The 25,865-nt window shown below is 58.1% G+C and carries 20 protein-coding genes; 14 read left to right on the top strand and 6 right to left on the bottom strand.

All coding sequences use genetic code 11. The annotated features are described in order from the left end of the window. Positions 1 to 6: 6 nt before the first annotated feature. The 10 genes from nuoE to K8I01_11160 all read left to right on the top strand — a co-directional run bounded on the left by nuoE (position 7) and on the right by K8I01_11160 (position 11,812). Positions 7 to 480, top strand: coding sequence for an NADH-quinone oxidoreductase subunit NuoE (gene nuoE / locus K8I01_11205; GenBank protein ID MBZ0220983.1), 474 nt, complete (start codon positions 7 to 9; stop codon positions 478 to 480). Next, positions 468 to 1,775, top strand: coding sequence for an NADH-quinone oxidoreductase subunit NuoF (gene nuoF / locus K8I01_11200; GenBank protein ID MBZ0220982.1), 1,308 nt, complete (start codon positions 468 to 470; stop codon positions 1,773 to 1,775). The genes nuoE and nuoF overlap by 13 nt, the downstream gene beginning before the upstream one ends. Next, entirely contained in the window at positions 1,768 to 4,491 is a 2,724-nt protein-coding gene (gene nuoG, locus K8I01_11195) for an NADH-quinone oxidoreductase subunit NuoG (protein ID MBZ0220981.1), read from the top strand. The genes nuoF and nuoG overlap by 8 nt, the downstream gene beginning before the upstream one ends. 10 nt (positions 4,492 to 4,501) lie before the next feature. Then, entirely contained in the window at positions 4,502 to 5,497 is a 996-nt protein-coding gene (gene nuoH, locus K8I01_11190) for an NADH-quinone oxidoreductase subunit NuoH (protein ID MBZ0220980.1), read from the top strand. Then, entirely contained in the window at positions 5,454 to 5,996 is a 543-nt protein-coding gene (gene nuoI / locus K8I01_11185) for an NADH-quinone oxidoreductase subunit NuoI (GenBank protein MBZ0220979.1), read from the top strand. The genes nuoH and nuoI overlap by 44 nt, the downstream gene beginning before the upstream one ends. A 12-nt stretch (positions 5,997 to 6,008) precedes the next feature. Continuing rightward, on the top strand, positions 6,009 to 6,494 hold the full coding sequence (nuoJ, locus tag K8I01_11180; protein ID MBZ0220978.1) for an NADH-quinone oxidoreductase subunit J: 486 nt from the start codon (positions 6,009 to 6,011) through the stop codon (positions 6,492 to 6,494). 9 nt (positions 6,495 to 6,503) lie between these two features. Next, complete coding sequence (gene nuoK, locus K8I01_11175) at positions 6,504 to 6,812, top strand: NADH-quinone oxidoreductase subunit NuoK (GenBank protein ID MBZ0220977.1); 309 nt, start codon at positions 6,504 to 6,506, stop codon at positions 6,810 to 6,812. Positions 6,813 to 6,960: 148 nt separating this feature from the next. After that, positions 6,961 to 8,808 (top strand): NADH-quinone oxidoreductase subunit L, encoded by a 1,848-nt coding sequence (nuoL, locus tag K8I01_11170; GenBank protein ID MBZ0220976.1) that lies wholly within the window; start codon positions 6,961 to 6,963, stop codon positions 8,806 to 8,808. Further along, entirely contained in the window at positions 8,805 to 10,385 is a 1,581-nt protein-coding gene (locus tag K8I01_11165) for an NADH-quinone oxidoreductase subunit M (GenBank protein ID MBZ0220975.1), read from the top strand. Before nuoL ends, K8I01_11165 begins: the two co-directional genes overlap by 4 nt. Further along, the gene (locus K8I01_11160; protein MBZ0220974.1) at positions 10,382 to 11,812 is read left to right on the top strand and encodes an NADH-quinone oxidoreductase subunit N; all 1,431 of its coding nucleotides are present in this window, start codon (positions 10,382 to 10,384) and stop codon (positions 11,810 to 11,812) included. The genes K8I01_11165 and K8I01_11160 overlap by 4 nt, the downstream gene beginning before the upstream one ends. Before the next feature lie 7 nt (positions 11,813 to 11,819). Here K8I01_11160 and K8I01_11155 read toward each other — a convergent pair whose 3' ends face one another. Further along, a complete protein-coding gene (locus K8I01_11155) occupies positions 11,820 to 12,923 on the bottom strand; it encodes a calcium/sodium antiporter (GenBank protein ID MBZ0220973.1) in 1,104 nt (367 codons plus the stop codon). 197 nt (positions 12,924 to 13,120) lie between these two features. After that, a complete protein-coding gene (locus tag K8I01_11150) occupies positions 13,121 to 14,101 on the bottom strand; it encodes a DUF481 domain-containing protein (GenBank protein MBZ0220972.1) in 981 nt (326 codons plus the stop codon). A gap of 396 nt (positions 14,102 to 14,497) precedes the next feature. Here K8I01_11150 and K8I01_11145 point away from each other — a divergent pair, with 396 nt between their 5' ends. The 3 genes from K8I01_11145 (at position 14,498) to K8I01_11135 (ending at position 18,512) form a co-directional block, all read left to right on the top strand. Further along, positions 14,498 to 14,893 (top strand): hypothetical protein, encoded by a 396-nt coding sequence (locus K8I01_11145; GenBank protein ID MBZ0220971.1) that lies wholly within the window; start codon positions 14,498 to 14,500, stop codon positions 14,891 to 14,893. A gap of 416 nt (positions 14,894 to 15,309) precedes the next feature. Then, entirely contained in the window at positions 15,310 to 16,368 is a 1,059-nt protein-coding gene (locus K8I01_11140) for a glycosyltransferase family 4 protein (GenBank protein ID MBZ0220970.1), read from the top strand. Then, positions 16,347 to 18,512 (top strand): amylo-alpha-1,6-glucosidase, encoded by a 2,166-nt coding sequence (locus K8I01_11135; protein ID MBZ0220969.1) that lies wholly within the window; start codon positions 16,347 to 16,349, stop codon positions 18,510 to 18,512. Before K8I01_11140 ends, K8I01_11135 begins: the two co-directional genes overlap by 22 nt. Before the next feature lie 19 nt (positions 18,513 to 18,531). On the opposite strand, the gene dauA is transcribed toward K8I01_11135, so the two are convergent. The 3 genes from dauA to K8I01_11120 all read right to left on the bottom strand — a co-directional run bounded on the left by dauA (position 18,532) and on the right by K8I01_11120 (position 23,711). Further along, positions 18,532 to 20,274, bottom strand: a complete 1,743-nt coding sequence (gene dauA, locus K8I01_11130; protein ID MBZ0220968.1) for a C4-dicarboxylic acid transporter DauA — start codon at positions 20,272 to 20,274, stop codon at positions 18,532 to 18,534. 272 nt (positions 20,275 to 20,546) lie between these two features. Beyond that, positions 20,547 to 22,349: a diguanylate cyclase gene (locus K8I01_11125; GenBank protein ID MBZ0220967.1), complete on the bottom strand. Its 1,803-nt coding sequence runs from the start codon at positions 22,347 to 22,349 to the stop codon at positions 20,547 to 20,549. Positions 22,350 to 22,532: 183 nt separating this feature from the next. After that, entirely contained in the window at positions 22,533 to 23,711 is a 1,179-nt protein-coding gene (locus tag K8I01_11120) for a DUF4062 domain-containing protein (GenBank protein MBZ0220966.1), read from the bottom strand. Between the two features lie 175 nt (positions 23,712 to 23,886). Here K8I01_11120 and msrB point away from each other — a divergent pair, with 175 nt between their 5' ends. Next, entirely contained in the window at positions 23,887 to 24,282 is a 396-nt protein-coding gene (gene msrB, locus K8I01_11115; GenBank protein MBZ0220965.1) for a peptide-methionine (R)-S-oxide reductase MsrB, read from the top strand. Position 24,283: 1 nt separating this feature from the next. Here msrB and K8I01_11110 read toward each other — a convergent pair whose 3' ends face one another. Beyond that, positions 24,284 to 25,864, bottom strand: a complete 1,581-nt coding sequence (locus K8I01_11110; GenBank protein ID MBZ0220964.1) for a tetratricopeptide repeat protein — start codon at positions 25,862 to 25,864, stop codon at positions 24,284 to 24,286. Between the last annotated feature and the right edge of the window lies 1 nt (position 25,865).

Below are 25,865 nucleotides of genomic sequence, written 5' to 3'. Positions count from 1 at the left end.
GCGCGAGTGCTTTCCGACGAGGAGAGGCGCGAGATAGAGGAGGAAATAAGGCACTACGGGCAGAAGCGGGCGGCATGCGTAGAGGCGCTCATGTGCGTACAGCGCCGGAGGGGCTGGGTGGACGACGAAACGCTTGGCGAGGTCGCGAATATTCTCGGCATGAGAGTTGATGAGCTCGACGGGATCGCGACCTTTTATAACCTGATATTCAGGAGGCCCGTGGGAAAGAACGTCATACTCATATGCAACACCATTAGCTGCATGGTCATGGGCTATGAAAGGATACTCGCCCATCTGGAAAAAAGGCTTGGCATAAGGCTCGGCCATACGACTGCGGACGGGCTTTTTACGCTCCTCCCTGTGCCGTGCCTTGGCGCGTGCGACCGCTCGCCGGTCATGATGGTGGGGGAAAGGCTCTTTCCGGGACTTACGCCGGAGAGTGTCGATGAGATACTGAGAGAGCACGGATGGCGGGGATAGCCGAAAAGCCGCTCACCTGGAACCTGAAGCCGGATTGCGAGGCCCTGGATATAAGCGAGTACGAGGGGCACGGCGGCTATGAAGGGCTCCGTAAGGCCCTCAGGATGGCGCCAACGGAAATGCAGAAAGAGGTAAAAGAGGCGAACCTACGGGGCAGGGGCGGCGCTGGTTTCAATACGGGCCTCAAGTGGAGTTTCGTGCCGATGGGCAAGGAAGCCCCGAGGCCAAAGTACCTCATAGCCAATGCCGACGAGATGGAGCCCGGCACATTTAAAGACAGGCTCCTCCTTGAGCGGAACCCGCACCTCATCATAGAGGGCATGACAATAGCCTCCTTTGCCATCGAGGCGGAAACGGCCTTCGTATTTCTCCGCTGGGAATACACCCTTGCCGCGAAGCGCGTGAGAAAGGCCATAGCCGAGGCGTACGAAAGGGGATATCTGGGAAGAAACATACTCGGCTCGGGCTTCAATCTCGATATGCGGGTACACGTGAGCGCCGGGCGATACATATGCGGCGAGGAGACGGCCCTTTTGAACGCGCTCGAGGGGAGGCGCGCCATTCCCCGGTCAAAGCCGCCCTTCCCGCAGACGAGCGGACTATGGGGGAGGCCCACGGTCGTCAATAACGTAGAGACGCTCTCGAACGTGCCGCACATAATCCTGAGAGGGGCCGCATGGTACAAGAATTTAAGCCGCTCAGAGGACGGCGGCACCAAGCTCTATGGCGTAAGCGGAAGAGTAAATAGGCCGGGGCTTTGGGAACTCCCCATGGGCACGACAGCGCGCGAGATACTGGAAGAGCACGCGGGCGGCATGGCGGACGGGTTCAGATTTCGTTGCCTCATACCCGGCGGGGCCTCGACTGAGTTCATCTGTGAAGAGAGCCTGGATGTAAAGATGGATTTCGATTCGGTCCAGAAGGCAGGTAGCAGGCTCGGCACAGGGACCATGATAGTCCTCGACCATAGCGTCTGCCCGGTTGCCGCGCTCCATAACCTCCAAAGTTTTTTTGCGCAGGAATCATGCGGCTGGTGCACGCCTTGCCGGGAAGGGCTTCCGTGGGTCGTGAGGCTCCTCGGGTCGATTGAGGACGGAAAAGGTGAGCCCGGCGATATCGAGACGCTACGAGAGCATACGGGCTCGCTCTGGATGGGAAGGACTTACTGCGCGCTTGCGCCCGGGGCCATGGAACCCCTGAAGAGCGGGCTTAGCATCTTCAGGGAGGATTTCGAAAGGCACCTTAGGGAAAAAGGCTGCCCGTGGAAAAAGGACCGGAGCCGCAAATATGCCTAAGGTATCCATAGACGGCAGGGAGTTCGAGGTAAACGGGGGGCAGAACCTCCTTGAGGCCTGTCTCGGGCTCGGGTTCGACCTCCCGTACTTCTGCTGGCACCCGGCAATGCGCTCGGTCGGCGCGTGCAGGCAATGCGCGGTAAAGGAGTTTAAGGACGAGAACGATACCAAGGGCAGGATAGTCATGGCCTGCATGACCCCTGTAACTGAGGGCGCGCGCATATCCATAGACGACCCCGAGGCCAAAGCCTTCAGGGCAGGCGTCATAGAATGGCTCATGTCCAACCACCCGCACGATTGCCCTGTCTGCGACGAGGGGAGCGAGTGCCACCTCCAGGACATGACCGTCATGACAGGGCACGTATATAGAAGACACAGGTTCAGGAAGAGGACCTACAGGAACCAGGACCTGGGCCCGTTCGTGAACCACGAGATGAACCGCTGCATACAGTGCTACAGGTGCGTGCGCTTCTACCGCGATTACGCGGGCGGGCGCGACCTTTCAGCCTTTGCTTCTCGCGACAGGGTCTATTTCGGGCGTAGTGATAACGGGATTCTCGAAAGCGAATTCAGCGGCAACCTCGTCGAGGTCTGCCCAACCGGGGTCTTCACGGACAAGACCTTTAAAAAGCATTATACTCGGAAATGGGACCTCCAGACCGCGCCTTCGGTCTGCGTCCATTGCGGCCTCGGGTGCAATACCATCCCGGGCGAGAGATACGGCGTGCTGCGCCGCATAAGGAACAGGTATAACGGCTCGGTGAACGGGTACTTCCTCTGCGACCGGGGCCGATTCGGCTACGAGTTCGTAAACGGAGATAAAAGAATACGGCGGCCTGTTTTAAGGGAAAGGCCCGGAGGAGAGGAGCATATCGAGGCCGGGGAGGCCATAAGGCGCGCATCCCTCATGCTCGGGAACGGTAAAAAGGTTATGGGCATAGGCTCGCCCAGGGCCTCGCTCGAATCGAACTTCGCGCTTAGGGAGCTCGCGGGGCCGGAAAACTTTTTTTCAGGGCTCCCGGATAACGAACACAAGCATTTAAGGCTCGCGCTGGATAACCTGAGGGGCGGGCCTGCCAGGTCCCCATCCCTCTCGGAGGTCGGAAGCGCGGACGCGGTACTGGTCCTGGGCGAGGACGTCACGAATACCGCGCCGGTCGAGGCGCTGATGCTCAGGCAGGCCGCCCGGAGGGGGCCGGTCGAGAGAGCGGTTGCCCGGAAAATACCCGAATGGGACGATGCCGCCATAAGGAACGCGGTCCAGAACGAAAAAGGTCCGCTCTACATTGCGGCCCCTTTTGCCACAAAGCTCGATGAAGTAGCGAAAGCTCTCTACCATGCGCCGCCCGAAGATATCGCCCGGCTCGGGAACGCTATCGCACATGAGATCGATAGGGATGCCCCGGTGCCCGAGGGGCTCGAAGAGGGAATCGCTCAACTCGCAAAGACCATAGCCGAAGACCTCAAGGATGCAAAAAGGCCTCTTATCGTTTCGGGCGTCAGTTTTGGCTCGGAAGCGGTCATAAAGGCCGCCGCAAACATCGCCTGGGCCCTTGAGGCGGCAGGTCGGAAGGCTGCGCTGTCGTACATAGTACCCGAGTGCAACAGCATGGGCCTGGCGCTTATGGGCGGCGGAAGCCTCGACGGCGCCCTTAATGCCGCAGCCGGAGGGGGCTTCGAGACCCTCGTGATACTGGAAAACGATATCTTCACGCGCGCTGGCAGGGAGGAGGCCGAGGTCTTTTTCGAGTGCTTTGAGAACATAATCGCTATCGACCATACCGCGACCCGTACCTCGTCGGCTGCCGGGCTTGTTCTTCCTGCCGCGGCCTTCGCCGAAGGCACGGGGACCCTCGTGAATTCAGAGGGCAGGGCGCAGAGGTCTTTCAAGGTCTTCAACCCCGAGGGCGATATCACCGAGGGCTGGCGCTGGCTCGGGAGGATCATGGAGGAATCAGGCGCGGGCACGGCCTGGAGCAATATAGACGAGGTCCTCGAATCCATGGCGTCCGAGATGCCGTCGCTGCAGGAGGCAATCGATGCCGCGCCGTCCGCCGGGTTCCGCATGGCGGGGCAGAAGATCGCGAGAGCGCCGCACCGGTTTAGCGGCCGAACTGCCATTTACGCGGACAGGAGCGTTATAGAGCCCAAGCCGCCCGAAGACCCGGACTCTCCACTCTCTTTCTCAATGGAAGGCTACCAGCCGAAGGGACTTGATAAGGAACCGCCTTCGCCGCTTATACCCCATTTCTGGTCGCCGGGGTGGAACTCCCCGCAGGCGGTCGTAAGATTTCAGGATGGGACGGGCGGGGTGCTGCGTGGCGGCGACCCGGGTGCAAGGCTCATAATGCCGGGCGAACCAGGGCCCGGGTATTTCGGTGAAATACCCGGGGCGTTCAGGCATCGCAAAGGCGAATGGCTCATCATACCCGTCTACCACATATTCGGGTCCGAGGAGATGAGCTCGCTTTCTTCGCCCGTTGCCGGACTCATACCGCGTCCTTACCTTGGTCTTAACCCGGAAGACGCAGCGGCCCTCAAGGCCGGACCCGGCGAAGAGGTCTCGTTGAGGGCAGGGGGGCTTCTTTTAAGGCTTCAAATCAAGCACATACCCGGCCTTGTGCAGGGCATGGCGGCGCTCCCGGTCCTGCCGGGGATTGAGGGATTGAGGCTACCGCAATGGGGTGTTATCTCGAGCTCGAATAGCGCCGCCTGAGAGGGCTCATATGCAGGGGATCGCAGCGTCCTTATTGACAATAGCCTTCGTCCTCATTGCGCTCCTTACATCGAGCGCAGCGCTCATCTGGGCGGAGCGGAGGCTTCTTGCGCTCTGGCAGGACAGGTATGGGCCGAACCGGGTCGGCCCGCTGGGGCTATTTCAGCCGGTCGCGGACCTCATAAAGATATTCACGAAGGACGACTGGGTCCCGCCCTTTGCGGACAGGGCGGTCTTCGTGCTGGCCCCGGCCATAATCGTCATAACGGTCCTTACTGCCTTCGCGGTCATACCTTTTGCGCCGGGCATCAAGGTAGTCGACCTGGATATCGGTGTAATATTTTTTCTGGCCATGTCGTCTCTGAGCATCTATAGCGTGGTCCTTGCCGGCTGGTCCTCGAACAGCAAGTACGCCCTCCTGGGCGGCTTGCGCGGCGCTGCCCAGATGCTGAGCTACGAGATATTCATGGGACTCTCGATAATGGGTGTGGTTCTGCTCGCCGGGTCCTTTAACCTCAAGGACATAGTCGAGGCGCAGAGGGACATATGGTTCTTCATCCCCCAGCTCCCGGGCCTTTTCATTTTCTTTGTCGCGGGGCTCGCGGAAACGCACAGGCTGCCTTTCGACCTGCCCGAGGCCGAAAACGAGCTGGTGGCCGGCTATCACACCGAGTATTCCGGGATAAAGTTCGGGATGTTCTACGTTGGCGAATACCTGGGCGTTACGCTCATCGCGGCAATGATAACGACGCTCTTCCTCGGGGGCTGGCTGGGCCCGGTGCTCCCGCCAGTAATATGGTTTATGCTCAAGACCGGGTTCGTTATTGCGGTATTCATACTGCTTCGGGCCTCGCTCCCGAGGCCCAGGTTCGACCAGCTCATGGGCTTCGGCTGGAAGGTGATGCTCCCCCTAGCGCTCATAAACCTTCTGGCAACCGGCGGCATCATCCTGGCATTTTCGGATGCGCCGCTATTCCCGGGTATCCACGATGCTGAGCCTCGTTAGGACGGCGTGGGTGGTATTCCTTCACGCTTTTAGAAAAAGGGTGACGGTCAGCTATCCCGAGGAGAAGCCCTATCTCGCGCCGAGGTTCCGGGGACGCATAATACTCTCGCGCGACCCGGACGGCGAGGAGAGGTGTGTTGCCTGCTACCTCTGCGCGGCCGCATGCCCGGTGGATTGCATAGCCCTCGACGCGGCGGAAACGGAGGACGGCAGGCGTTATCCTTCCTTTTTCCGCATAAATTTTTCGCGTTGCATCTTCTGCGGGTACTGCGAGGAGGCGTGCCCGACGTACGCCATACAGCTTACGCCTGATTTCGAGATGAGCGAATACGCGAGGCAGTCGTTAGTGTACGAAAAGGAGGACCTCCTCATAAAGGGGACCGGCAAATACCCCGGCTATAATTTCTACAGGGTCGCGGGGCTCGCGATAAAGGGGAAGGACAAGGGGGAAGCCGAGAATGAAGCGCCTCCTGTGGACGTAAGGGGCCTTATGCCCTGACCCGGAGGTGCGGTGAACGGATTATTCTACATAGCATCGGCAATCGCGATGGTCGCTACCTTCAGGGCCATAACCGGCGCGAACGCGGTGCATTCGCTCCTCTATCTCACGGTATCTTTCCTTGCGAGCGCAGCCATCTTCTATTCGCTCGGGGCGCATTACATCGCGGCGCTCGAGGCCATAATATACGCGGGCGCGATAATGGTCCTCTTCCTTTTCGTCGTCATGATGCTTAGCTACGGGCCGGGCCAGGAGATGGAGGAAAAAAGGATAACGAGGCCGGGGACATGGGCCGGGCCAGCCGTGCTGACGACCATACTGCTCGTTCTGCTCGTCTATGTCCTTACAGACAAGGACCTTGCCCCGGAGAACGGGATAGCCCACGGGCCAAAAGCCGTCGGAATAGCCCTATTCGGCCCGTATCTCATAGGAGTGGAGCTTGCCTCGGTGCTCCTCCTTGTGGGCCTTCTCGGGGCATATCACATCGGGCGCAAATAGGGAGGAAGGATGGCGACTGTCCCGGCTGAATACGCCCTGGCGCTCGCGGCAGTGCTCTTTGCACTGGGCCTTACAGGGGTGCTAGTGAGGCGGAACATGATCTATATACTCATGTCCATCGAGATTATGCTGAACGCCTCGGGACTTGCCTTCATCTCCGCCGGGTACAGGTGGGCGGAGCCCGACGGCCAGGTGATGTTCGTCTTCATACTCACGCTCGCCGCTGCAGAGGTCTCCGTGGCCCTGGCGGTCATCTTCAGGTTTTTTCACCGGACAGGCACCCTTGACATGGACAAGGCCGGCAGCCTGAAAGGATAGAGATGAGGCAACCTCTAAAAATTGATCTTTTCCCCGGACCCTGGGTAGTTACGGGAATAAAAATGCTCATATATTTACATATATGCTCCGTTTTTTATTCCGGCCTTCCGGGAAAAGAGGGAAAAATCTCTAATTTTTAGAGGTTGCCATGAAGGAATTCCTGTGGCTCATACCCGCCCTGCCATTTGCAGGGTTCCTGGCGCTCATACTGGCAGGCCGCTCGATGCCGGCGAGGCTTTCCGCCCTCATCGGGGCAGGGAGTGTCGGCCTCTCCGCCGTCGCCGTCCTTGCAGCCGGAATCGATTTCATCGGCTCGCCTCCCCCGGAAGGCTTCCGGACCCAAAGCCTCTGGACCTGGGTCGAGATCGGCTGGTTCAGGGCCGAAGCAGCCCTCAGGCTCGATGCGCTCTCCCTTACAATGGCCGCGGTAGTCACCTTTACTGCCTTCCTCATCCTTTTCTATTCCGCCGAGTTCATGGCAGGGGAGGAGGGCTACACGCGCTTTTTCGCGTACATGGACCTATTTGTCGCCTTCATGCTCGTCCTCGTCCTTGCCGATAATTTCCTTTTTCTCTATCTCGGCTGGGAGGGGGTGGGGCTCTGCAGCTTCCTCCTCATCGGGTTCTGGTACAAGGAGAGCTACACCGGGTACGCGGCGAGGAAGGCCTTCATCATGACGAGGGCCGGAGACACGGCATTCGTAATAGGAATCATACTCCTTGCTGTAAGCTTCGGGACGCTCGATATCACGGCAGTCATGGAGGGTGCCGCCTCCGAGTGGCAGGGGAGCTACCTAGCCGCGCTCGCGGCGCTCCTGATACTCGCGGGCGCGCTCGGCAAATCAGCGCAGGTGCCGCTTCAGGCATGGCTTCCCGACGCCATGGCAGGCCCGACCCCGGTAAGCGCCCTCATCCACGCCGCTACGATGGTCACGGCCGGGGTGTACCTAATAGCCCGGACCCACGCCCTCTTCGAGCTTGCGCCTGCGGTCATGGCCTTGATTGCCGCCCTGGGCGCGGCAACGCTCCTCATATCCGCGCTAAGCGCCCTCGTCCAGCCGGACATAAAAAGGGCCCTTGCCTATTCGACCATGGGCCAGGTGGGGTTCATGTTCCTCGCGCTCGGGGCTGGCTCCTGGCAGGCCGCCGTATTCCATTTCATGACACACGCGTTCTTCAAGGCCCTCCTCTTCCTTTCCGCAGGCGCGGTCATAACCGCGCTCGGAGGCGAGCACGACATGTTCAGGATGGGCGGGTTGAGGAAAAGGCTCCCTATTGCGTTCTGGAGCTTTCTGATCGGGGCCGCTTCCCTTTCGGCCCTGCCCCTTGTCACCGCCGGATACTACAGCAAGGACCTCATACTCATAGGGGCGCTGGCCGGAAGCGGGGCATTCCTCTGGGGCGCTGGTCTAATAGGTGCATTCTTCACCGCGCTCTATGCCTTCCGCATGGTCTTCCTCGTCTTTTACGGAAAGGCCGGGGCTGATGTTGCAAGGCGTCCCGGCATAAGGATGGCGGTCCCTCTCATCGTCCTTTCGGCCCTGTCGCTCCTTGCCGGGTTCATAGGCGTGCCGTCCTTCCTGGAGCCTGTGCTGCCTGCTCCCCGCCCAGGAGCGCCGGTAAAGACTCTTCCGGCCGGGATGCTCTCAGCTTTGGTTCCCGTGCTCGGAGCAGCCGCGGCCTATTTCCTTTTTTTAAAAAGGCGCGGCCTCTTGGAAGGGCTTCCGGAAAAAGGCACTGTCCCCGGCCTGCATGGTTTTTTCCGCTCAGGCTGGGGTTTTGACTGGCTCTATGAAAGGCTATTTGTGCGCCCGTATCTCCTGGCCGCCCGGGCGGGAAGAACGGATTTCATGGACGCGCCCTATGCCGGGGCCGCGCGCGGGACCGAGATTTTAAACAAGCTCCTCGTAAAGACCCAGTCCGGGCAGGTGAGGCGTTATGCTGCCGGGATGGCGCTTGGGGCACTGCTTGCGCTCGGGGTCCTGGTCTTCACATGATACTCGCATGGGCGGTCCTCATACCCCTGCTGGGCGGGGCGGCTGCCTGGATTTCGAGCCGGCTGGGAGAGGCCTTTCCGCGCTGGATATCCCTTTTTGCGCTCGCGCTCGATTTTGTGCTGCTCCTTTTCGTGTCGGGCGGAGGAGATAGCGGCGGCCGATGGCTCGCTGAAATCCATTTAGAATGGATACCCGGCATAGGAGCGGGCATCCACCTTGCGGCCGACGGCCTGAGCCTCGCTCTCGCCCTCCTTACGGCCTTCCTGGGCATGGCAGCTGTCGCGGCCTCATGGACAGGCATAAGGGAAAGGACCGGTTTTTTCCACCTCTGCCTCATGTCCGTCATCGCCGGGGTCATGGGGGCATTCCTTGCCCTCGACCTCCTCCTCTTCTACATCTTCTGGGAGCTCATGCTCGTCCCCATGTTCTTTATGATAGCCGTATGGGGGCACGGCGGACGGCAGAGGGCGGCGCTCAAGTTCTTCATATTTACGCAGGCCGGAAGCCTCCTGATGCTCGTCTCTATCCTCGGGCTCTATTTCGTCCACGGGATGGAGACCGGCAGCTACTCATTCAATTACAACGAGGTACTCGGGACCACGATGGGCCGCGAAACCGAGTTCTGGCTGATGCTCGGCTTTTTGGCCGCCTTCGCGGTCAAGCTGCCTGCCGTACCCTTCCATACGTGGCTTCCCGAGGCCCATGCCGAGGCGCCGACCGGCGGAAGCGTGATACTTGCGGGCCTTCTCCTTAAGACCGGCGCCTACGGCATTATACGCTTCCTTTTTCCGTTATTCCCGAACGCGGCGGCAACGGTCGCGCCGGTCGTCTATTTCCTGGCGGTTATCGGGATAATCTACGGGGCGGTCCTGGCGATCGGGCAGACCGATTTAAAGAGGCTCATAGCATACACGAGCGTAAGCCACATGGGTTTTGTGCTCCTCGGTATTTTCGCAAGGGAGGGAGTTGCCCTTAATGGCGCGCTCGTCCTCATGGTCTGCCACGGCGCGTCCACGGGCGCGCTCTTCATCATAGCCGGGGCCATAGAGGAGAGGGCGCATACGCGCGAGATGGGGAGGATGGGCGGGTTCTGGTCGTCCGCCCCGAAGATGGGCGGGGCTGCCCTCTTTTTCGCCCTCGCGTCCCTGGGGCTCCCCGGCCTCGGGAATTTTCTCGGCGAGTTCCTGGTGCTCCTCGGCGCATTCAGGGTAAGCGCGCTCTCCGTCTTTTTTGCGGCGCTCGGCCTCATAGCGTCCGTCGTATATTCGCTTTGGATAATACAGAAGGTCTTCCACGGCCCGGCCCCGCCAGAGGCGGGCATACCCGACATAGGAGGGAGGGAGGCGGCAACGCTCGCCGCCATGGCAGCGGTCGTTCTTTGGCTTGGCCTCTACCCGGCCCCTTTCTTTGACAGGATGGGTATAAAGGGCCAGACCGGGGGAATGGTGAGCGGAATTGAGAGTGGGGCCGTTAGTGGAAGCAATGCAAATGGCCCTGAAGCGGGGCGCCTTTCGGAGCTTTCATTGGAAAAGGTCCCGGAAGATGCCCCGGATAAGACAACAGAGCATACGAGATGAGCGCGCCCGATTTCATTACAATACTTCCGATGCTGATATTGACCATAGCCGCGGTCACGGCAACGGTGCTGGCGGCCTTCCGCACAAGCCACGCCTTCAATGCGGCCCTGGCGGTCTCCGGCTTCGTGCTCGCGCTCGCCTCCCTAGCGCCCGCCTCGAAGGCGGCCCCGAGGGCCGTTACTGCGCTCATTTCAATCGATGCCTATTCGCTACTATTTACAGGCCTCATTCTAGGCGCGGCAATCGCCGTAACGTTACTCTCATACGGGTACAACGAGGGGCGCGAGGGCGGGCTCGCGGAGTTCTACATCGTCCTTGTTATCGCGACCCTCGGCGCGATCGTGCTCGCCGCCTCCGCCCACTTCGCTACTTTTTTCCTCGGCCTTGAGATACTCGGCGTCTCCCTTTACGTGCTCATCGCCTATTTTCTCGGCGACCGCGCGAACGAGGCGAGCATTAAGTATCTCATCCTGGCCGGTATTGCCTCCTCTTTCCTGGTTTTCGGCATGGCGCTAGTCTATACCGAGCTCGGCACCATGGAGTTTTCGGAGATGGCAATGCGTACCCGCGAAACGGGTGGGGGGCCGCTCCTTTTCGCCGGGCTGGCAATGATAACCGTTGCGGCGTGTTTTAAGCTCGCGGCTGCGCCCTTTCACATGTGGGCCCCGGACGTCTACGAGGGCGCGCCCGCGCCCGTCGGGGCCTTCCTTGCGGCAGTCTCGAAAGGCGCGGTGGCGGCGCTCCTTCTCCGCTACTTCCTCCAGACCGGCGCCTTCGCCTTCGGTCCTTTCTTCACGGTCTTTGCGGCCATAGCCGTGGCATCGATGTTCGCGGGGAACATCCTCGCCCTCTTCCAGAGGAGCGTAAAGCGGACCCTAGCGTATTCGTCGATAGCCCACGTCGGCTATCTATTTATCGCGTTCCTTGCGGGCGGACGCTACGGCATGGTTGCGGCAGGCTATTACCTTGCCGCGTATTTCGTTTCCATCATAGGGGCGTTCGGGGCCGTAACCCTTCTTTCGGGAAAGGACAGGGAGCTTGACTTATTGGACGACTACAGGGGGCTTGCCTGGCGGCGACCCTGGCTTGCGGGTGCCTTTACGGCCATGCTCCTTTCGCTCGCGGGCATGCCGCTTACGGCGGGCTTTCTGGGGAAGTTCTTCGTGGCTGCCGCGGGGGTGAGAGAGGCTTTGTGGCTTCTCGTAATCGCGCTCGCGGTCAACAGCGCCATAGCAATCTATTATTACCTGAGGATAATAATCGCGCTCTTCTCGCCAGCTTACGGGGAAGCCCCAGGACCTCTTCCGGGCCTGCCGCTTGCCGGGACTATCGCGCTCGGGGCCCTTACGCTCCTTCTGGTTTTCCTGGGCGTCTATCCCGCTCCGTTATTGGCGCTCCTTGAGAAGGCGGCAGCGGCATTCTTATGAAGAGCTCCTATTTCTCCTGCCGCGCCGCCTTGCCCCGCACAATGAGCGCCCTTGCCGTGAGGACCGCGAGCGTTACGGCCGTAAGCGGTATTACGAACGCTCCCATCGCGAACTTGAACGCGTAAAGCGAGGCGTGCCCGGTGGAGTTGAGGAATATGAATACTGTATAGAGAATGTAATACGCCAAAAAAAGCGCGCCTTCCCAACGTGCTATCATATAGCCGGTAAAGAGTATGGGCAGGCAGGCGGCAGAGACCGCAAGCATCACCGGGATGTCGAAGAAAATGGCGCTCTCGGCCACGCCGACCCCGTCTGCAGATACGAGGCTCGTTATCCCCATGACAGAGAGTATGTTGAAGATGTTGCTCCCGATGATGTTGCCGACCGCTATGTCCCGCTCGCCTTTGATGCTCGCCATCACGGATGTCGCGACCTCCGGGAGCGAGGTCCCGGCGGCTATTATGGTGAGTCCGATTATGAGCTCGCTTATTCCCAGCCCTCTCGCCATCTGGATTGCGCCGTCCACCAGCCACCTGGACCCCAGGACCAGGAGCGCGAGCCCGGCAATCGAAATGAAAAGGTTTACGGCCCAGTCCCTTGCCGCTGACCGGCCCCTCTTATAGGAGAACTCCTCCTTGAATTCGTCGGTCGTCCCGTTTTCCTTCCGGCCAAGATAGACGAGAAATCCCGTGTACAGGACGAACCCGGCTGTGAGTACAGCCCCCTCGACCCTGCTTACGAGACCGTTCAGCCCGAAGATGAAAAAAAGTACAGAGACTCCTATCATTACAGGTACGTCGAGCCGTATGAGCTGGCGCGATGCGGCAAGGGGCGTTATCGCGGCTGAAAGACCGAGTATGAAGAGGACGTTGAAGATGTTGCTTCCCACCACGTTCCCGACCGCGATATCGCCCTGTCCTGCAAGAGACGATTTGACGCTTACTGCGAGCTCGGGCGAGCTTGTGCCGAAGGCGACGACCGTCAGGCCGATTATGAGCGGGGATATGCCGAGAAAGGACGCGATCCTGGAAGAGCCCCTGACCAGCATCTCGGCCCCCAGTATGAGAAGAAGGAGCCCTGCCACGAAGAATAACAATACCGAAAGACTCATCCAGAAAACCTCCGAAATCATTAAAGGCAATCTCTAAAAAATCGATCTTTTCCCGGCCTATCATGATTGCGGAAAAATCTCTGATTTTTAGAGGTTGCCTAAAATACAAGGATACTAAATTCCGGATACCATATCCAGAGGCAAAAAAAGACGGCCGTTGCAGAGGCGAAACTCGCTTGCGGGACACTCTCGCTTGGCTAAAAAGCGTACTGGAGGCTCAGTATCCAGTAGATATCGGTCTTTTTTATGAGTGCCGGCGGCTTGCTGTCGTACTCGATTATGTTCGTGAGCTTCAAGCCCCAGTAGCTGTTAAGCTTTGAGTTCAGAGAAGCCTCGTTCCTCACCTGGAAGTTCTCTGGCTCGTCCACCCGGCTGTAGGCCTTGAGGCTGTCGGCAAAGGAAGTGTCTTTCGTAAGCCTGACGGTTAAATTGCTGCCCACCCTGGCCGTTACCCAGGACTCGTCGCCTCCGGACCGGAGATCCTCCCTTACGAGCGAAAAGCCGAGCTCAAGGAGAAGCGACTTCGAAGGGCCGTCCCAGACCTGGTAGCCCGCGCCGGGGCCCACCACGGCCCGGAGGTCAATGTCCCTGAACTTGTCGTTAAGAAGCTCGGCGCTCAAATACGCGTAATAGGGGCTGGTGAAGAAGTAGTCGTATTTAAGGGCGGCATAGGAGTTTCTGGCGGTCGTCCTCCCGTTCTCCTCGGCGTAATTAAAGCGGATGCTTGCGCTTGAGCGGTCCTGCAAGGTCCTCTTATCCGCATCGAAGCCTATGTTGACGCTGGCCCTCCTCGTATTCCCGGAGCGCATGCTCGCGCCGGCGCTTATCTTTCCGCCGAGCCTGGGCGGGGCGGGGTCTATCGCGTCGATCTCGGCCCATGCCAATTCGTCCCAGGGCCTTTCCACGGGCTTAAAGACGATCTGTCCTGATTCGTTAACGAGGAAGCTTCCGCTCCATATCTCCCCCGAAGCTGTCCGCACCGTGACCGGCCCGTCGGTCCTCAAGGCGGCCACAGACGACTTCCTTATCCTCACGGGCTCCGAATACGGGGTGGCCACGGTGACCACACTCTTTTCCATGCCCTGCACCTTGCCGGTTATGGTGTCCCCGTTCGAAAGGACCAGTTCGTCCGCAGAGGAGACGGCCGCCATGCCGGCAATCAGGGCTGAGGCTATCATAAAAACCTTTTTCACATCAGGCACGGCGCTGACCTTCTTTCGATTAGCAGGGTGTTGAAAAGCACCCTGTCCTGCCAGGAAAACAAATTACCCGAAGACGGCGGGCGCTGTCAAAGGGAATGGAAGGCGCGAGCCCAGGAACGGCAAAGCTCTTTGCAGGCGCCTGTAAACGGGACTGTAAAAATGCTTTTTCAGGTGTAAACCGATTTTACTCCAGCCGGGGATCTACGTCTCGTTCCGTAAGCTATTAAAAATGTATTTAAATTTTTTTCTGCCCGGCCCGGTTCCGTAAAATACTTTTACACCCGGATGACGGGCCCCTAAAGAAATACAGGGGAAATCCCTTGGCCCGCCGCTTGCAATCTATCCGTACATTCCACCGAAAAGGAGAAGCGCATGGGAAGGGTCCTTTCCGGAATACCCGAGCAGGTTGCCTCTGTAGCAGGCAGGCCCATCGCTAAAAAATTGACCCCATTTTGTCTTGGGCTTTTTGCCTTATTCCTTTTTGCCGCTTCATCGGAGGCCATCACTACCGCCCCGAAGCAGTTCTGGTTCGGAGAGGAGCACGGCTCATGGACCTTTGCCGACGTTTTTCAAAACAAGGGCCGGGACCGGACCAAGGCGCCCGCAAATTCAAGCTTGGCCGGGCAGGACCTGTCCGGCTTTGTAATAGATGTCGAGACGCCGGGCATAAGGGAGGGTGCGCTTTTGAGGGGGACCGGCACGCGGGCCGACTGCCCCTGGTCGCCTGCGAAGGGGAAATCCATCGCCTCAGCATGCGAAGGGATATAGCTCCGCCGATCTCATGTGAAACTCTATAATGAGACAACAGCAGCCTTCAGTACCCGAGCCCGGCCGCCCGGCCCCCCCCCGCGCCCTCGGCCGCGGTCTCGGTTGCAGTATCAAGGAAGAGGAGAGACGGCCCCGCCTCGGCGGATGCCCGGAAGGGGCATCCGCCGCCTCTTTCCCCTGAAAACCCTTCGTATTCCCGCGTCCTGATTGACAATCCGCTCTTTTCGGACAGAATTTAAAAAGAGCGTCAAAATGCGAAAATGCGCTCCGGCTCCCCAAACTCGTCTCGGCGCAAATAGGCCGCGCCTCGTCCTCGAATTTTCCCATGCTGGTTAGTGACGCTCTCGCCGGAAAGCCTGGCGCGCCACATCGTCCAGGGAAATCCCTTCAGGGCGGAAGAGAGGAGAATTTTCCATATGAGAATAGCGCAGATATCGCCGCTTTTCGAGAGCGTCCCGCCCGCCATGTACGGCGGCACGGAAAGGGTGGTTTCGTACCTGACCGAGGAGCTCGTAAGGCTCGGGCACGAGGTCACGCTCTTCGCCTCCGCTGATTCAAAGACCGGGGCGGAGCTCGTTCCATGCTCCGAGCGCGCACTGAGGCTGGACGAGAATAATATCGACCCGGTCTCACTCCACCTCATAATGATGGAGAAGGCGCTCCGGAGGGCCGGGGAGTTCGATATCATCCATTCGCACGTGGACTGCATAGGGTTTGTACTGGGCAGGAGAACGGACGTGCCTGTCATAAATACCCTCCACGGGAGGCTCGACAACCCCGAGCACGAGTTCATATTCAGGGAATACGGCGGAAGCCCCCTCGTTTCGATATCCGACGCTCAGAGGGCCCCGAAGCCGTTTGCGAACTGGGTCGCAACCGTCCATCACGGCATCCCGGCGGACCTGTATGACTTAAGCCCCAGGGCGGGCGACTACCTCCTCTACATAGGCAGGGTATCGCCGGAGAAGAAGGTAGAGTCTTCGATAAATATCGCCATGAAGGCGGGCATACGCCTCAAGATCGCGGCGAAGGTGGACAGGGTGGATACGGATTATTTCGAAGCATGCTTGAAGCCGCATCTTAAAAGCCGGTACGTGGAGTTCCTGGGCGAGGTGAACGACAGGGAGAAGAACGAGCTTCTGGGCGGGGCGCTCGCCTTTCTCCACCCGGTGGACTGGCCCGAGCCTTTCGGCCTTTCCATGCTCGAGGCCATGGCCTGCGGCACCCCGGTTGTCGCCCGGAGAAGGGGCTCCATACCGGAAGTGGTGGACCACGGCGTGACGGGTTTCATCTTCGAGAGGGACGAAGAGGCCGTGAGGATAGTGAAGGGCATCAGGGACGGCTTTTCAAGGGAGGGCTGCAGGAGGAGGTTCGAGGAAAGGTTCCTCCAGGGCCGGATGGCCGCGGACTATCTCATGGCATACGAGCTCGTGATGGGGAGGTACGGGAGCGAATGGCTCAAGTCAGCAGAATAAAGGACTCGTTCTTCATAGTCGCCACCTCGACGATAATAGACCCCTTCCGGCTCATCCAGAAGGACGGTGAGATCTTCGGCATCTATGACAGGTTCGGGGACATACTGCCGCTCGGGAAGAGGGAGCAGGGCGTCTATTACAAGGGGACGAGGTACCTTTCGCATTACGAGCTCCGGATAAACGGCATGAGGCCGCTCTTCCTGAGCTCCAACATGGACGAGGACAATTTCCTCATGACCGTCGACCTCACGAACCCCGACATATACTCCGGCGGGGAGCTGCTTTTAAGAAGGGATTCGGTCCATCTACTCCGCGCAAGGCTCCTCTCCGGGACCAGGGTGCTCGAGCACATAAGGGTCAGGAATTTCGCCGAGGAGGACGCGGCCTTTGTCCTGGAGCTCGGGGCCGATTCGGATTTCGAGGACATCTTCGAGGTGAGGGGGCTTAAAAGGGCCGGGAGGGGCGCCCTCCACGAGCCCGAGTACGGGAAAAAGGAGTTCAGGCTGTCCTATGACGGCCTTGACAGCGTAAGGAGGACCACGGCCTTTACCTTCAGCAGGGGCCCGGACAGGATGAGCGGGAATACCTTTGTATTCTCGCTCACGCTTAAGCCCAACCAGATTGAGGAGATATACGTCACCGCCGAGTGCGTAGAGGGGTACTCCGGAAAGGATGGCAGGGGTTATGTCGAGGTCTTGAGGGACTCGAGAAAGCGCCTACGGTCCCGAAGGAAGTCGGGTGTGGAGATATTCACCTCGAACGAGCACTTCAATATTTCCATAAGGCGCTCGCTCGCGGACATAGAGATGATGCTTACAGAGACTCCGAAGGGGCTTTTCCCGTACGGAGGTATCCCCTGGTACTGCACCCCGTTCGGCAGGGACGGCATCATAACGGCCCTGGAGTGCGCGTGGATAAAGCCGGACATAGCGGCCGGGGCGCTTAAGTATCTCTCCCATATGCAGGCTTCAGAGGTCGACGAGAAAAAGGCCGCGGAGCCGGGGAAGATAATGCACGAGACGAGGCACGGCGAAATGGCGGCGCTCGGCGAAATACCCTTCGGCCTCTACTATGGGAGCGTTGACGCGACCCCGCTCTATATCATACTCGCCGGGGTGTACTGGAGGAGGACCGGCGATACCGCCCTCATAAGGAAGCTCTGGAAGAGCATAGCCGCGGCCCTTTCCTGGCTTGACGAGTACGGCGACGCGGACGGGGACGGGTTCCTCGAATACTCGCCGCACGCGGGGGGCCTCAGGAACCAGGGCTGGAAGGATTCCCAGGACTCGGTCTTCCACAGGGACGGAAGGCTCGCGGAGGGGCCCATCGCACTCTGCGAGGTGCAGGCCTATTTCTACGCGGCAAAAAAGGAGGCTGCGGCGCTCTCAAGGCTCATGGGCGACGACGCCCAGGCCGACAGGCTACGCAAGGAGGCAGAGGATCTTAAGAAGAGCTTCAACGAGGCCTTCTGGGACGAAGAGATGGGCACCTATGTGCTTGCGCTCGACGGGAAGAAAAAGCCCTGCAGGGTGGTCTCGTCCAATGCGGGGCACGCGCTCTTCGCAGGGATAGCCGACCCCCAGAAGGCAAGGAGCGTGGCGGACCTGCTCCTTTCCGAGAGCGTTTTCTCGGGCTGGGGCATAAGGACGATAGGCGACGGGGAGAAGCGCTATAACCCCATGTCCTACCATAACGGCTCTGTCTGGCCGCACGATAACGCGCTTACGGCCTTCGGACTCGCCGCCTATGGCTTTACCGAGCACTTCAATAAAGTCTTCATGGGCATATTCGACGCGGCGCTCATGTCCGACCTGCAGAGGCTCCCGGAGCTCTTCTGCGGGTTCCAGCGCCGTAACGGCATGGCGCCCACGCAGTACCCGGTCGCCTGCGCCCCCCAGACCTGGGCCTCGGGCGCGCTCCTTCTCATGCTCCACGCTTCGCTCGGTATCTACTTCGAGGCCGACAAGAGCATGATAATCTTCAAGGAGCCTGAGCTTCCGAGCTTTCTCACCTCGGTCTATCTCAAGAACCTGCCCGTAGCCCCCCGGAAGACGGTCGACATACTGATATCGAGGTACGGAGAGGACGTGACCATAGAGGCCCTGAAGAAGCCGGAAGACGTTCACATATTGATCATTAAATAAGGGCTGGGCAGGTGGGGGCTCAAGAGGGAAGCGGGCGGGCGGCCTCTCTGGGCGCACCGTCCTCTTCCCTCATCCTGAGGGCGATGTCGATGGCCGCGTCCATGTTCCTCGAATGTTCGAAGAAGCCTTTTTTCGCCCTGAGCCCTATTCTCCTCAGCCTCAGTATGAGCCTCGGGTCGAGCTTGTTAATGACGAGCTTGAGGCCCCGCTTCTTGCAGCTTTCTACTATGGACTCCATCGCTATCATCGCGCTCATGTCGAGCATGGTGACGTCCGACATGTCCAGGATGACTATCTCGATCTCTTTTCTGATGTTCATGAGGACGCTCAGGGCCTTCTGGGCGGAGCCGAAGAAGAGCGCGCCGTTTACGTCGTATATAAGGATGCTCTCGGGCAGGGCCCTGTGCTCGTGCTGCCCGTTGCCCTTGCTGAGGAGCTTCGCGCCGCTCTGCTCGATGCTCCTGTGTATGAAGAGCATGGCAGCCAGAAGCATGCCGACCGCGATGGCGATCTCCATGTCGAAGAGGACGGTCAGGATAAAGCACGTGAGGAGCACCATTATGTCGTCCCTGGGGGCGTACCGGACGATGCGGGCGAAGTGCTTCGTCTCGCTCATGTTCCAGGCGACCATTAGGAGCAGGGCGGCCATCGAGGCCATCGGTATGTAAGCGAGTAGCGGCGCAAGGACGAGTATCGACGCCAGTATGAACAGCGCGTGCACGACCGAGGCGAGGGGCATGGTGCCTCCGGCGCGGACGTTAGCGGCCGTCCTCGCGAGGGCCGCCGTCGCCGGGATGCCGCCGAAGAGCGGGGCCACGATATTGCCGATGCCCTGGCCGATAAGCTCGTCGTTGGGATTGTGCTTCTTGCCCGTTACGCCGTCTGCTACGACCGCGCATAGGAGCGATTCGAGCGCGCCGAGCATGGCTATGGCGAAGGCGGGGGGCAGGAGATGGCGTATAAGCTCAAAGGAGATGCCGATAGGGTTCCCGTCCCTGCCGGGAAGCTCCCAGGGCCAGGCAAAGCTCGGAAGGAAAGGAGGTATCCCGCTTCCGGTCAGCCCGTTAATCTCGTACTGGAAGCGCGAACCGACGGTTGCGACCTGGAATTCGGGCATGAGCGCGCCGGCTGCAAAGGCCAGGACAGAGCCCGCAAGGAGGGCTGCCAGGTGCGAAGGGATCCGCGATCTAGTCTTCTTCCAGAGTACCAGGACAGCGAAGGTCAGGATGCCTATCGCCGCCTCGGCCCACGAGATGGTGGGGAGCGAGAGGGCGATGGTCGCGACCTTGTCTGTGAAATGCCCGTCCAGCTCGGTTATGCTGAGCCCGAAAAGGTCCTTTATCTGGAGTACGGCTATGACTACGGCTATGCCTGCCGTAAAACCGACGGTTACCGGATAGGGCACTATCTGTATGAAGTTCCCGAGCCTGGCCAGGCCCATGAGCACCAGTATGATGCCGGCCATGAGGCCGCTTATGAGGAGGCCGCCGATGCCGTATTTCTGGACGATGGGGAGTAGTATGACTACAAACGCGGCAGTCGGCCCGGATATGTTTACCTTGGAGCCGCCCGTAAGGGCGATGACTATCCCGGCTATTATGGCGGTATACAGGCCGGTTTGCGGGGGTGCGCCGACCGCGATGGCCAGCGCCATCGAGAGGGGGAGCGCTATGACGCCGACCGTGAGCCCGGCAAGGACGTTCGACTGCAGTTCAGGCAGGGAGGGCCTGGATGCGATGGACCTCCTTAAAGCTGAGAACATATGTTCTTTCTAATAAAATAGCTCCCCTTTTCCAAGGGGAGCTGCAAAGGGAGACGCGCTCGGGAAAGGAACGCGTCCGGTTTAATTGTTCGGAATATTTTACCCTTCGTAGAATACCGTATTTAAAAAAAGAGAGCTGATTGCAATTATACTCCCCGGTTCATTCCCCAGTCAAGACCCTATATGGGGCTTAAAAGATTTTTTTTCACAAAACCTGCAGTTGGGCGGTTAAAGGCCGCAAGCCTGCCAGGAAAAGAAGGCGAATTTGGCTGTCATTCCAGGTAGACGACCCTGTTCCGGCCCGAAGACTTTGCCTGGTAAAGCGCCCTGTCTGCCCTGCCCAGAAAATCCGCAACCGGCTCTTTCTGCCTTCGCACGGCCACCCCGGCGCTCGCCGTTATCTTCAAGCGCTCCAACGGCCCGTTAAAGGCGAGCCCCGCGAGCTTCCTCCGTATCTTCTCGGCCACGATGACGCACTCGGCAGGCGTGTTGCCCATGAGGAAGACGGCAAACTCCTCGCCGCCGTAGCGGACGGCTATGTCGCTTGCCCTTATGGAGCCGAGCATGGCCGAGGCCGCCTGCCTTATGGCCTCGTCTCCGGCTGCATGGCCGTGCCCTTCATTAATGTCCTTGAAATGGTCGAGGTCGAATAGGACGACCGATATGGCGTATTGACCGTTCCGGTCTTGGGCGTGCGCGAGCCTTTTAAGGGTCTCATCCATGTAGAAGCGCGTGTAGAGCCCGGTAAGCGGGTCTTTTATCGACTGCTCGTAAAATTTGCACCTTTCGGTCTCGATCATGCGGTAGAAGGCCTCCCGCTCGACCGCGATAGCGAAGGAGCCGCTCATCTCCCCGAGCATCCGGTCCAGGTCCCGGTCCTCCCTCACGTCGTGTGCAAGGCGTATGACCGCCATTGCCTCGGCCCTGCCGCCCTCGCGAGGGAAAAGAGGTATGACGAGGGCCCATTCCCTGACCCCTGCCTTGAGCTCGTGGAGCGCCGCCGGAATGAGCATCTTTTTGAAACTGCCGCCGTTTTCTCCGGCCCACGCGCTCCTTTCAACGCCGAGGACGCCCTTAAGCACAGCCGTGGGGTGCTCGATGGCACCCCTGTAGCGCGTCCCGGGCGAGAGGCAAAGGGGCTCGCCGTTGCCTGTCTTCGCATAGAACTCTATCGAGACCGCCGGGAGAGTCCTCTTGAGTATGTCAAGGAGGGCGTTTGCGATGTCGCGGAAATCGCGGTAGACGATGACGGTATTTGTTATGTCCTTGAGGGTTTTATTGAGGAACGAGAGGCGGCGTATGTCCGTAGAATCGCCCGCAAGGGCGAAGATGCCGCATTCGAGCTGCTTGAGCCTCCCGATGACGAAGCTTATGAGCCCTCCGTATATGAGCGAGCCGTGCTGGGGCGCTATCATCCTGACCGGAAGCTCTTCGAGCTTCGACAGGCCGTGAAGCAGTATTTCCCGGCTCGGCATGTAATGCTCGTGGAAGGGCCGAATGTCCTCGAAATAGGATTCGTCCCGGGCAACGAGGCTCCACTCCCGCGTCATGCCGCCGAAGATGTCGCTTGAGAAGAGTATACCGCTCTCCACGTCGAAGGTGCAGAAAGCCCCCGGAAAATGGAGGTAGGGGGTGAAGACGAAGAGGAGTAGCCGTCCGCCGAGGTCGAGCTGCCAGCCGCTCTCCTCGATATCGATAACGGGTAGCCTGAGCGCGTAGTGCTTAAGTAGCGCCCGCGCCCGCCAGTGCGTAACGACAGCGGCCTCCGGGTGGAGGCCCGGAATGTCCTCTATCAGCTTAAGCGAAGCGGTAATGTCCGGGTCCTGGTGGTGGCAAATGAAATAGCGGATATTCGAGAAGGGGATTACCTCCTCGACCTTCTTCCGCACGCCCTCGAAGGTAAGGTGGCCGCCGGGGTCGATGAGGACGGAGTTGTCCCCGCGCTCTATGAGATAGGCGTTGCACTGGAAGATGTCGTCAGGCAGGTATTGCCCGACCCACCAGACGCGCTCGCCTATCTCGATTGCGCGGCCCGTGTCCGCGGAGATTATCTTCCGTATGTCGATATCCGCCATAAGGCCCCGGAGGGAATCGGAACGATATTATGATTTTTTCAGGGGATGAGTTTCGGAGATGACTTCAAGGCCGGCAGCTTCCGGCCCCTGCCCAGGTAAATTCATTCTTGCATACCCGAAGGGAGATTGTCAAATATACAGGTTGAAGGTGATCTGTTCGTGGACGTATTGAATTAAAAAAGTTCATTCAAAAGGCAAATCAGAACTAAATTTTCTATTGATGTCTTCTAAAGACTTAAAGTATGCTTCTAAATTTGATAATTTGAATGCCATAGTTAAATTCAAAACTACTGAATCCGCAGATTTTGAACGTAGAGCATCCTCGATTTTCTTTAGACTTTCTTTAGGGAAAGTCTGGAATTGCAGAATTATATCGTCTACAAAGAGCGCCATATCATTTTTTAAGATGGTAAATGGTTCTTGAACATTGGCGCATCTGATGTGACTTGCCCATTTTAGAATATTTTCAAATATCAGTGCTAGCATTCGAGAGACCCAGACAATTTTTTCAGCATTTCCTTGTTCTCCAGGTTTGCCAATCGCGTCTGTAGTTGAAATATTCAGTAAGTGGTTCGCTGAGTCTATAAATCCAGTTAATTCATGTAGCCGTGTCGTTATCCAATCGTGTGCATTCATGGACGAGACGAATTCCGCAGGTTCGGTTTTTAAACGCGCTTCATGTTCTCTGATTTTATCTATTCGGTTTTCAATCTCTTCTATCCAGCAGTGAAAGAATAAAAAATATTCCCAATAAGGGGCTTTTTCAAAAAAAATTTTCAATGTTTTTCTTCTTAATTTTTCCAGATAAGGTGGAAGCTCAATGCCACCTATTCTAAATCTTAATGATAAGGAATCATAAAATAAATGAGCTAATTGAATGCGCAAAACTGTAATAATATCCTGTGCAGATTCAAAAGAAAATGTCCATACACGTTCTTGACTTCTTACATAATCAACAAACTCAAATAACCTTGGAGTATCCACAATACCAGTGAAATTTCCATCTGGATTATTTCTCCACACTTCTAAAATGGATAAGATCCCTTTCTCTACAAAAACATAAATTGGAATCCCTTTCTGTCTTGCAGTAATAAACTCAAGATTTGTAATTGATTTTTCCGTTCCGGTATCAACTGCGCCATACCTGCCTCCGATAATTAGCACCAAAATATCAGCTTCTTTTTCAACTCTAGAACGACAATTTTCAACTGTATCCAAATCCGGATTGACTGGGAATGAGGGGAGTTCAGATAAGAGCGGAATATATCCTAAATCGTTCATAAGAAAAGAAGACAAAGCACTTCTTATTTGGCGCAAGTCATAGAATGTAGAACTTACCATGATTGCAGGAACTGAACGCATGATATGATTCGCTCCTTTGTTTATTACTGAATTGTCTCAAATCAATGTATCACAACTACAAATGAGGTTATAAGAACAATCTATTTTTCACGGCCCCTTACAATAAATTGTAAGGCACTGCAATGCGCGGCTGCCCCCCCTTGACACCAGGCCTCAAAAGGAAAAGAATAGTAGCATGGAGAAGATAAAGAAGAGCGACGAGGAGTGGAAAGAGGAGCTTACGCCCGAGGAGTACAGGATTACCCGCAAAAAGGGCACTGAGAAGCCCTTTACAGGGGAGTACCTGAACAAAAAGGACAAGGGGACCTACACCTGCGTCTGCTGCGGGCTCGAGCTTTTCAGCTCTGATACAAAGTACGATTCCGGCTCAGGGTGGCCTAGCTTCACAAAGCCGGTCGCGCCGGACGCGGTCGAGACGAAAGAGGACAAAAGCTTCTTCATGGAGAGGACCGAGGCGGTCTGCCCGAGGTGCGGCGCGCATCTGGGCCATGTCTTCGACGACGGCCCGCAGCCGACCGGGAAAAGGTACTGCGTAAACTCCGCGTCTCTCAAGTTCGTTCCGAAGAAGTGACTCAGCGCCCCTGGCGCCTTCCCCAGCCGAGCTCCCCCGCCCTTTTCGAGGCCGCGAATGCGAGCTCCATCTCGCCTATCTCCGAATACGCCGCCGAGAGGTTTATATAGGGCTCAGGCAATCCGGGGGCCAGGCGCGCCGCGGCCTTGAAATCTTCTATGGCATTGCCGAACTCGCCGAGCGACTTGTAGGCGTTCCCCCTGTTGTTGAAGGCAAATGCATAGGAAGGTTTCAGGGCAATCGAATAGTCGAAGTCTGCAATAGCCTCCCTGAACATCTTTTTCTCGTCGTAGGCAAGCCCCCTCAAATTATAGATGTGCGCGAGCTTCCCCGGATACAGTTCAAGCTGCCTGTCCCATAAGGTAAGCGAATCGCGCCAGAAGCCCGCCTGCCGGACGGTAAGGGAGGCGAGCGCGATCGCAACGCAGACGCAAGCCGCCAATGCCGCGCTGTAAGCGGCCCGCCTCGCCTTTAAAATCCCGAGGAGAAAAGAAAGCCCGGCCCCGGACAGGATGAACGGGCCGATAAGCGGGAGATAGGTGTACCTGTCGGCCGCGGCCTGGCTCCCGACCTGCACGAGGCCTATTACAGGGATGAGCATTGCAAGGAAGTAGAGCCATGCCGCTGAAAAGCCCCTGAACCTCCTGAAGCTCATAATGGATATGAGGATTGTCGCCGCGATAAGCGCAGCCGCGCCATAGAAGTATGCGTCAAAGACCTCGCTCCTTCCGGGCATGGGGTAGAAGGGCGCAAGCCCGGAGGGGAATACGGCCTTGAATACATAGAAGCCCAGGGCGCGTATCGCGCCGGCTATTCTCATCCAAAGCGGGTAGATCTCGATAGGCACAATCGCCCCTCCCGAGCGCTGCGCAAGGAGGGTCAGGACCGAAGATGCGGCGCTCAGGGCGAAGAAAGGGGCCTTTTCCAATAATGCCATGACCGGCCTGTCCTTGAGCCTACCGAGGGGGAAGAGGTCGAGTATCAGGAGCACTACAGGGAAGGTAACGGCCATGGGCTTGCTCGCAAGCGAAAGCGCAAAAAGCGCGAGCGAGGCCAGGTACCAGCCCCGGCTTGAGGCGGTTGCGTAGCGTAGATACGAGAGCGCCGCAAGGAGGAAGAAGAACGCGCAGAGGAGGTCCTTCCTTTCGGATACCCATGCGACCGATTCGACGTGCACCGGGTGCAGGCCGAAAAGGGCGGCTGTAACGGCCGCCGCCAGCAGCGGTGCTTTTATACCCGCAAGCGAGGCGACCCGGAAGGCCAGGAGCGCGGCAATGCCCGTATTAAGGGCGTGGAGGACGTTGTTAGTAAGATGGTATCCGAAGGGGTCCTTTCCCCAGATGGCGTAGTCGAGCGCGTATGAAAAGAGGGTAAGGGGATGCCAGTTCGCCGAATAGAATGAGGTGAGCATGAACCGGACAGAGGGGCCGTCGAGCGAGCGTATGTAAGGGTTCTCAAGGACGTATACGGGATCATCCCAGTTTACGAACCCGTGCCAGAGCGACGGGGCATAGACGAGGAATGCGGCCAGGGCAGAAAACGCGGCAACGGCCAGGACCCGGGTGTTCCGTTTATTGTTCATC

Source organism: Deltaproteobacteria bacterium, from assembly GCA_019912665.1.
In the GTDB taxonomy this organism is placed as follows: Bacteria; Desulfobacterota; GWC2-55-46; order GWC2-55-46; family GWC2-55-46; genus UBA5799.
The sequence above is the reverse complement of the archived record's forward strand: the minus strand, read 5'-3'. Positions and strand labels throughout refer to the sequence as shown.

What these genes read in the sequence shown, in the direction of transcription:
- K8I01_11125 (MBZ0220967.1), bottom strand. Translation starts at nt 22,349, where the DNA reads ATGGCGGATATCGACATACGGAAGATAATCTCCGCGGACACGGGCCGC.
- K8I01_11150 (MBZ0220972.1), bottom strand. Translation starts at nt 14,101, where the DNA reads ATGATAGCCTCAGCCCTGATTGCCGGCATGGCGGCCGTCTCCTCTGCG.
- K8I01_11120 (MBZ0220966.1), bottom strand. Translation starts at nt 23,711, where the DNA reads ATGCGTTCAGTTCCTGCAATCATGGTAAGTTCTACATTCTATGACTTG.
- K8I01_11145 (MBZ0220971.1), top strand. Translation starts at nt 14,498, where the DNA reads ATGGGAAGGGTCCTTTCCGGAATACCCGAGCAGGTTGCCTCTGTAGCA.
- K8I01_11165 (MBZ0220975.1), top strand. Translation starts at nt 8,805, where the DNA reads ATGATACTCGCATGGGCGGTCCTCATACCCCTGCTGGGCGGGGCGGCT.
- nuoL (MBZ0220976.1), top strand. Translation starts at nt 6,961, where the DNA reads ATGAAGGAATTCCTGTGGCTCATACCCGCCCTGCCATTTGCAGGGTTC.
- nuoH (MBZ0220980.1), top strand. Translation starts at nt 4,502, where the DNA reads ATGCAGGGGATCGCAGCGTCCTTATTGACAATAGCCTTCGTCCTCATT.
- nuoF (MBZ0220982.1), top strand. Translation starts at nt 468, where the DNA reads ATGGCGGGGATAGCCGAAAAGCCGCTCACCTGGAACCTGAAGCCGGAT.
- K8I01_11140 (MBZ0220970.1), top strand. Translation starts at nt 15,310, where the DNA reads ATGAGAATAGCGCAGATATCGCCGCTTTTCGAGAGCGTCCCGCCCGCC.
- K8I01_11110 (MBZ0220964.1), bottom strand. Translation starts at nt 25,864, where the DNA reads ATGAACAATAAACGGAACACCCGGGTCCTGGCCGTTGCCGCGTTTTCT.
- msrB (MBZ0220965.1), top strand. Translation starts at nt 23,887, where the DNA reads ATGGAGAAGATAAAGAAGAGCGACGAGGAGTGGAAAGAGGAGCTTACG.
- nuoK (MBZ0220977.1), top strand. Translation starts at nt 6,504, where the DNA reads ATGGCGACTGTCCCGGCTGAATACGCCCTGGCGCTCGCGGCAGTGCTC.
- K8I01_11135 (MBZ0220969.1), top strand. Translation starts at nt 16,347, where the DNA reads ATGGCTCAAGTCAGCAGAATAAAGGACTCGTTCTTCATAGTCGCCACC.
- K8I01_11155 (MBZ0220973.1), bottom strand. Translation starts at nt 12,923, where the DNA reads ATGAGTCTTTCGGTATTGTTATTCTTCGTGGCAGGGCTCCTTCTTCTC.
- nuoI (MBZ0220979.1), top strand. Translation starts at nt 5,454, where the DNA reads ATGCGCCGCTATTCCCGGGTATCCACGATGCTGAGCCTCGTTAGGACG.
- K8I01_11160 (MBZ0220974.1), top strand. Translation starts at nt 10,382, where the DNA reads ATGAGCGCGCCCGATTTCATTACAATACTTCCGATGCTGATATTGACC.
- dauA (MBZ0220968.1), bottom strand. Translation starts at nt 20,274, where the DNA reads ATGTTCTCAGCTTTAAGGAGGTCCATCGCATCCAGGCCCTCCCTGCCT.
- nuoG (MBZ0220981.1), top strand. Translation starts at nt 1,768, where the DNA reads ATGCCTAAGGTATCCATAGACGGCAGGGAGTTCGAGGTAAACGGGGGG.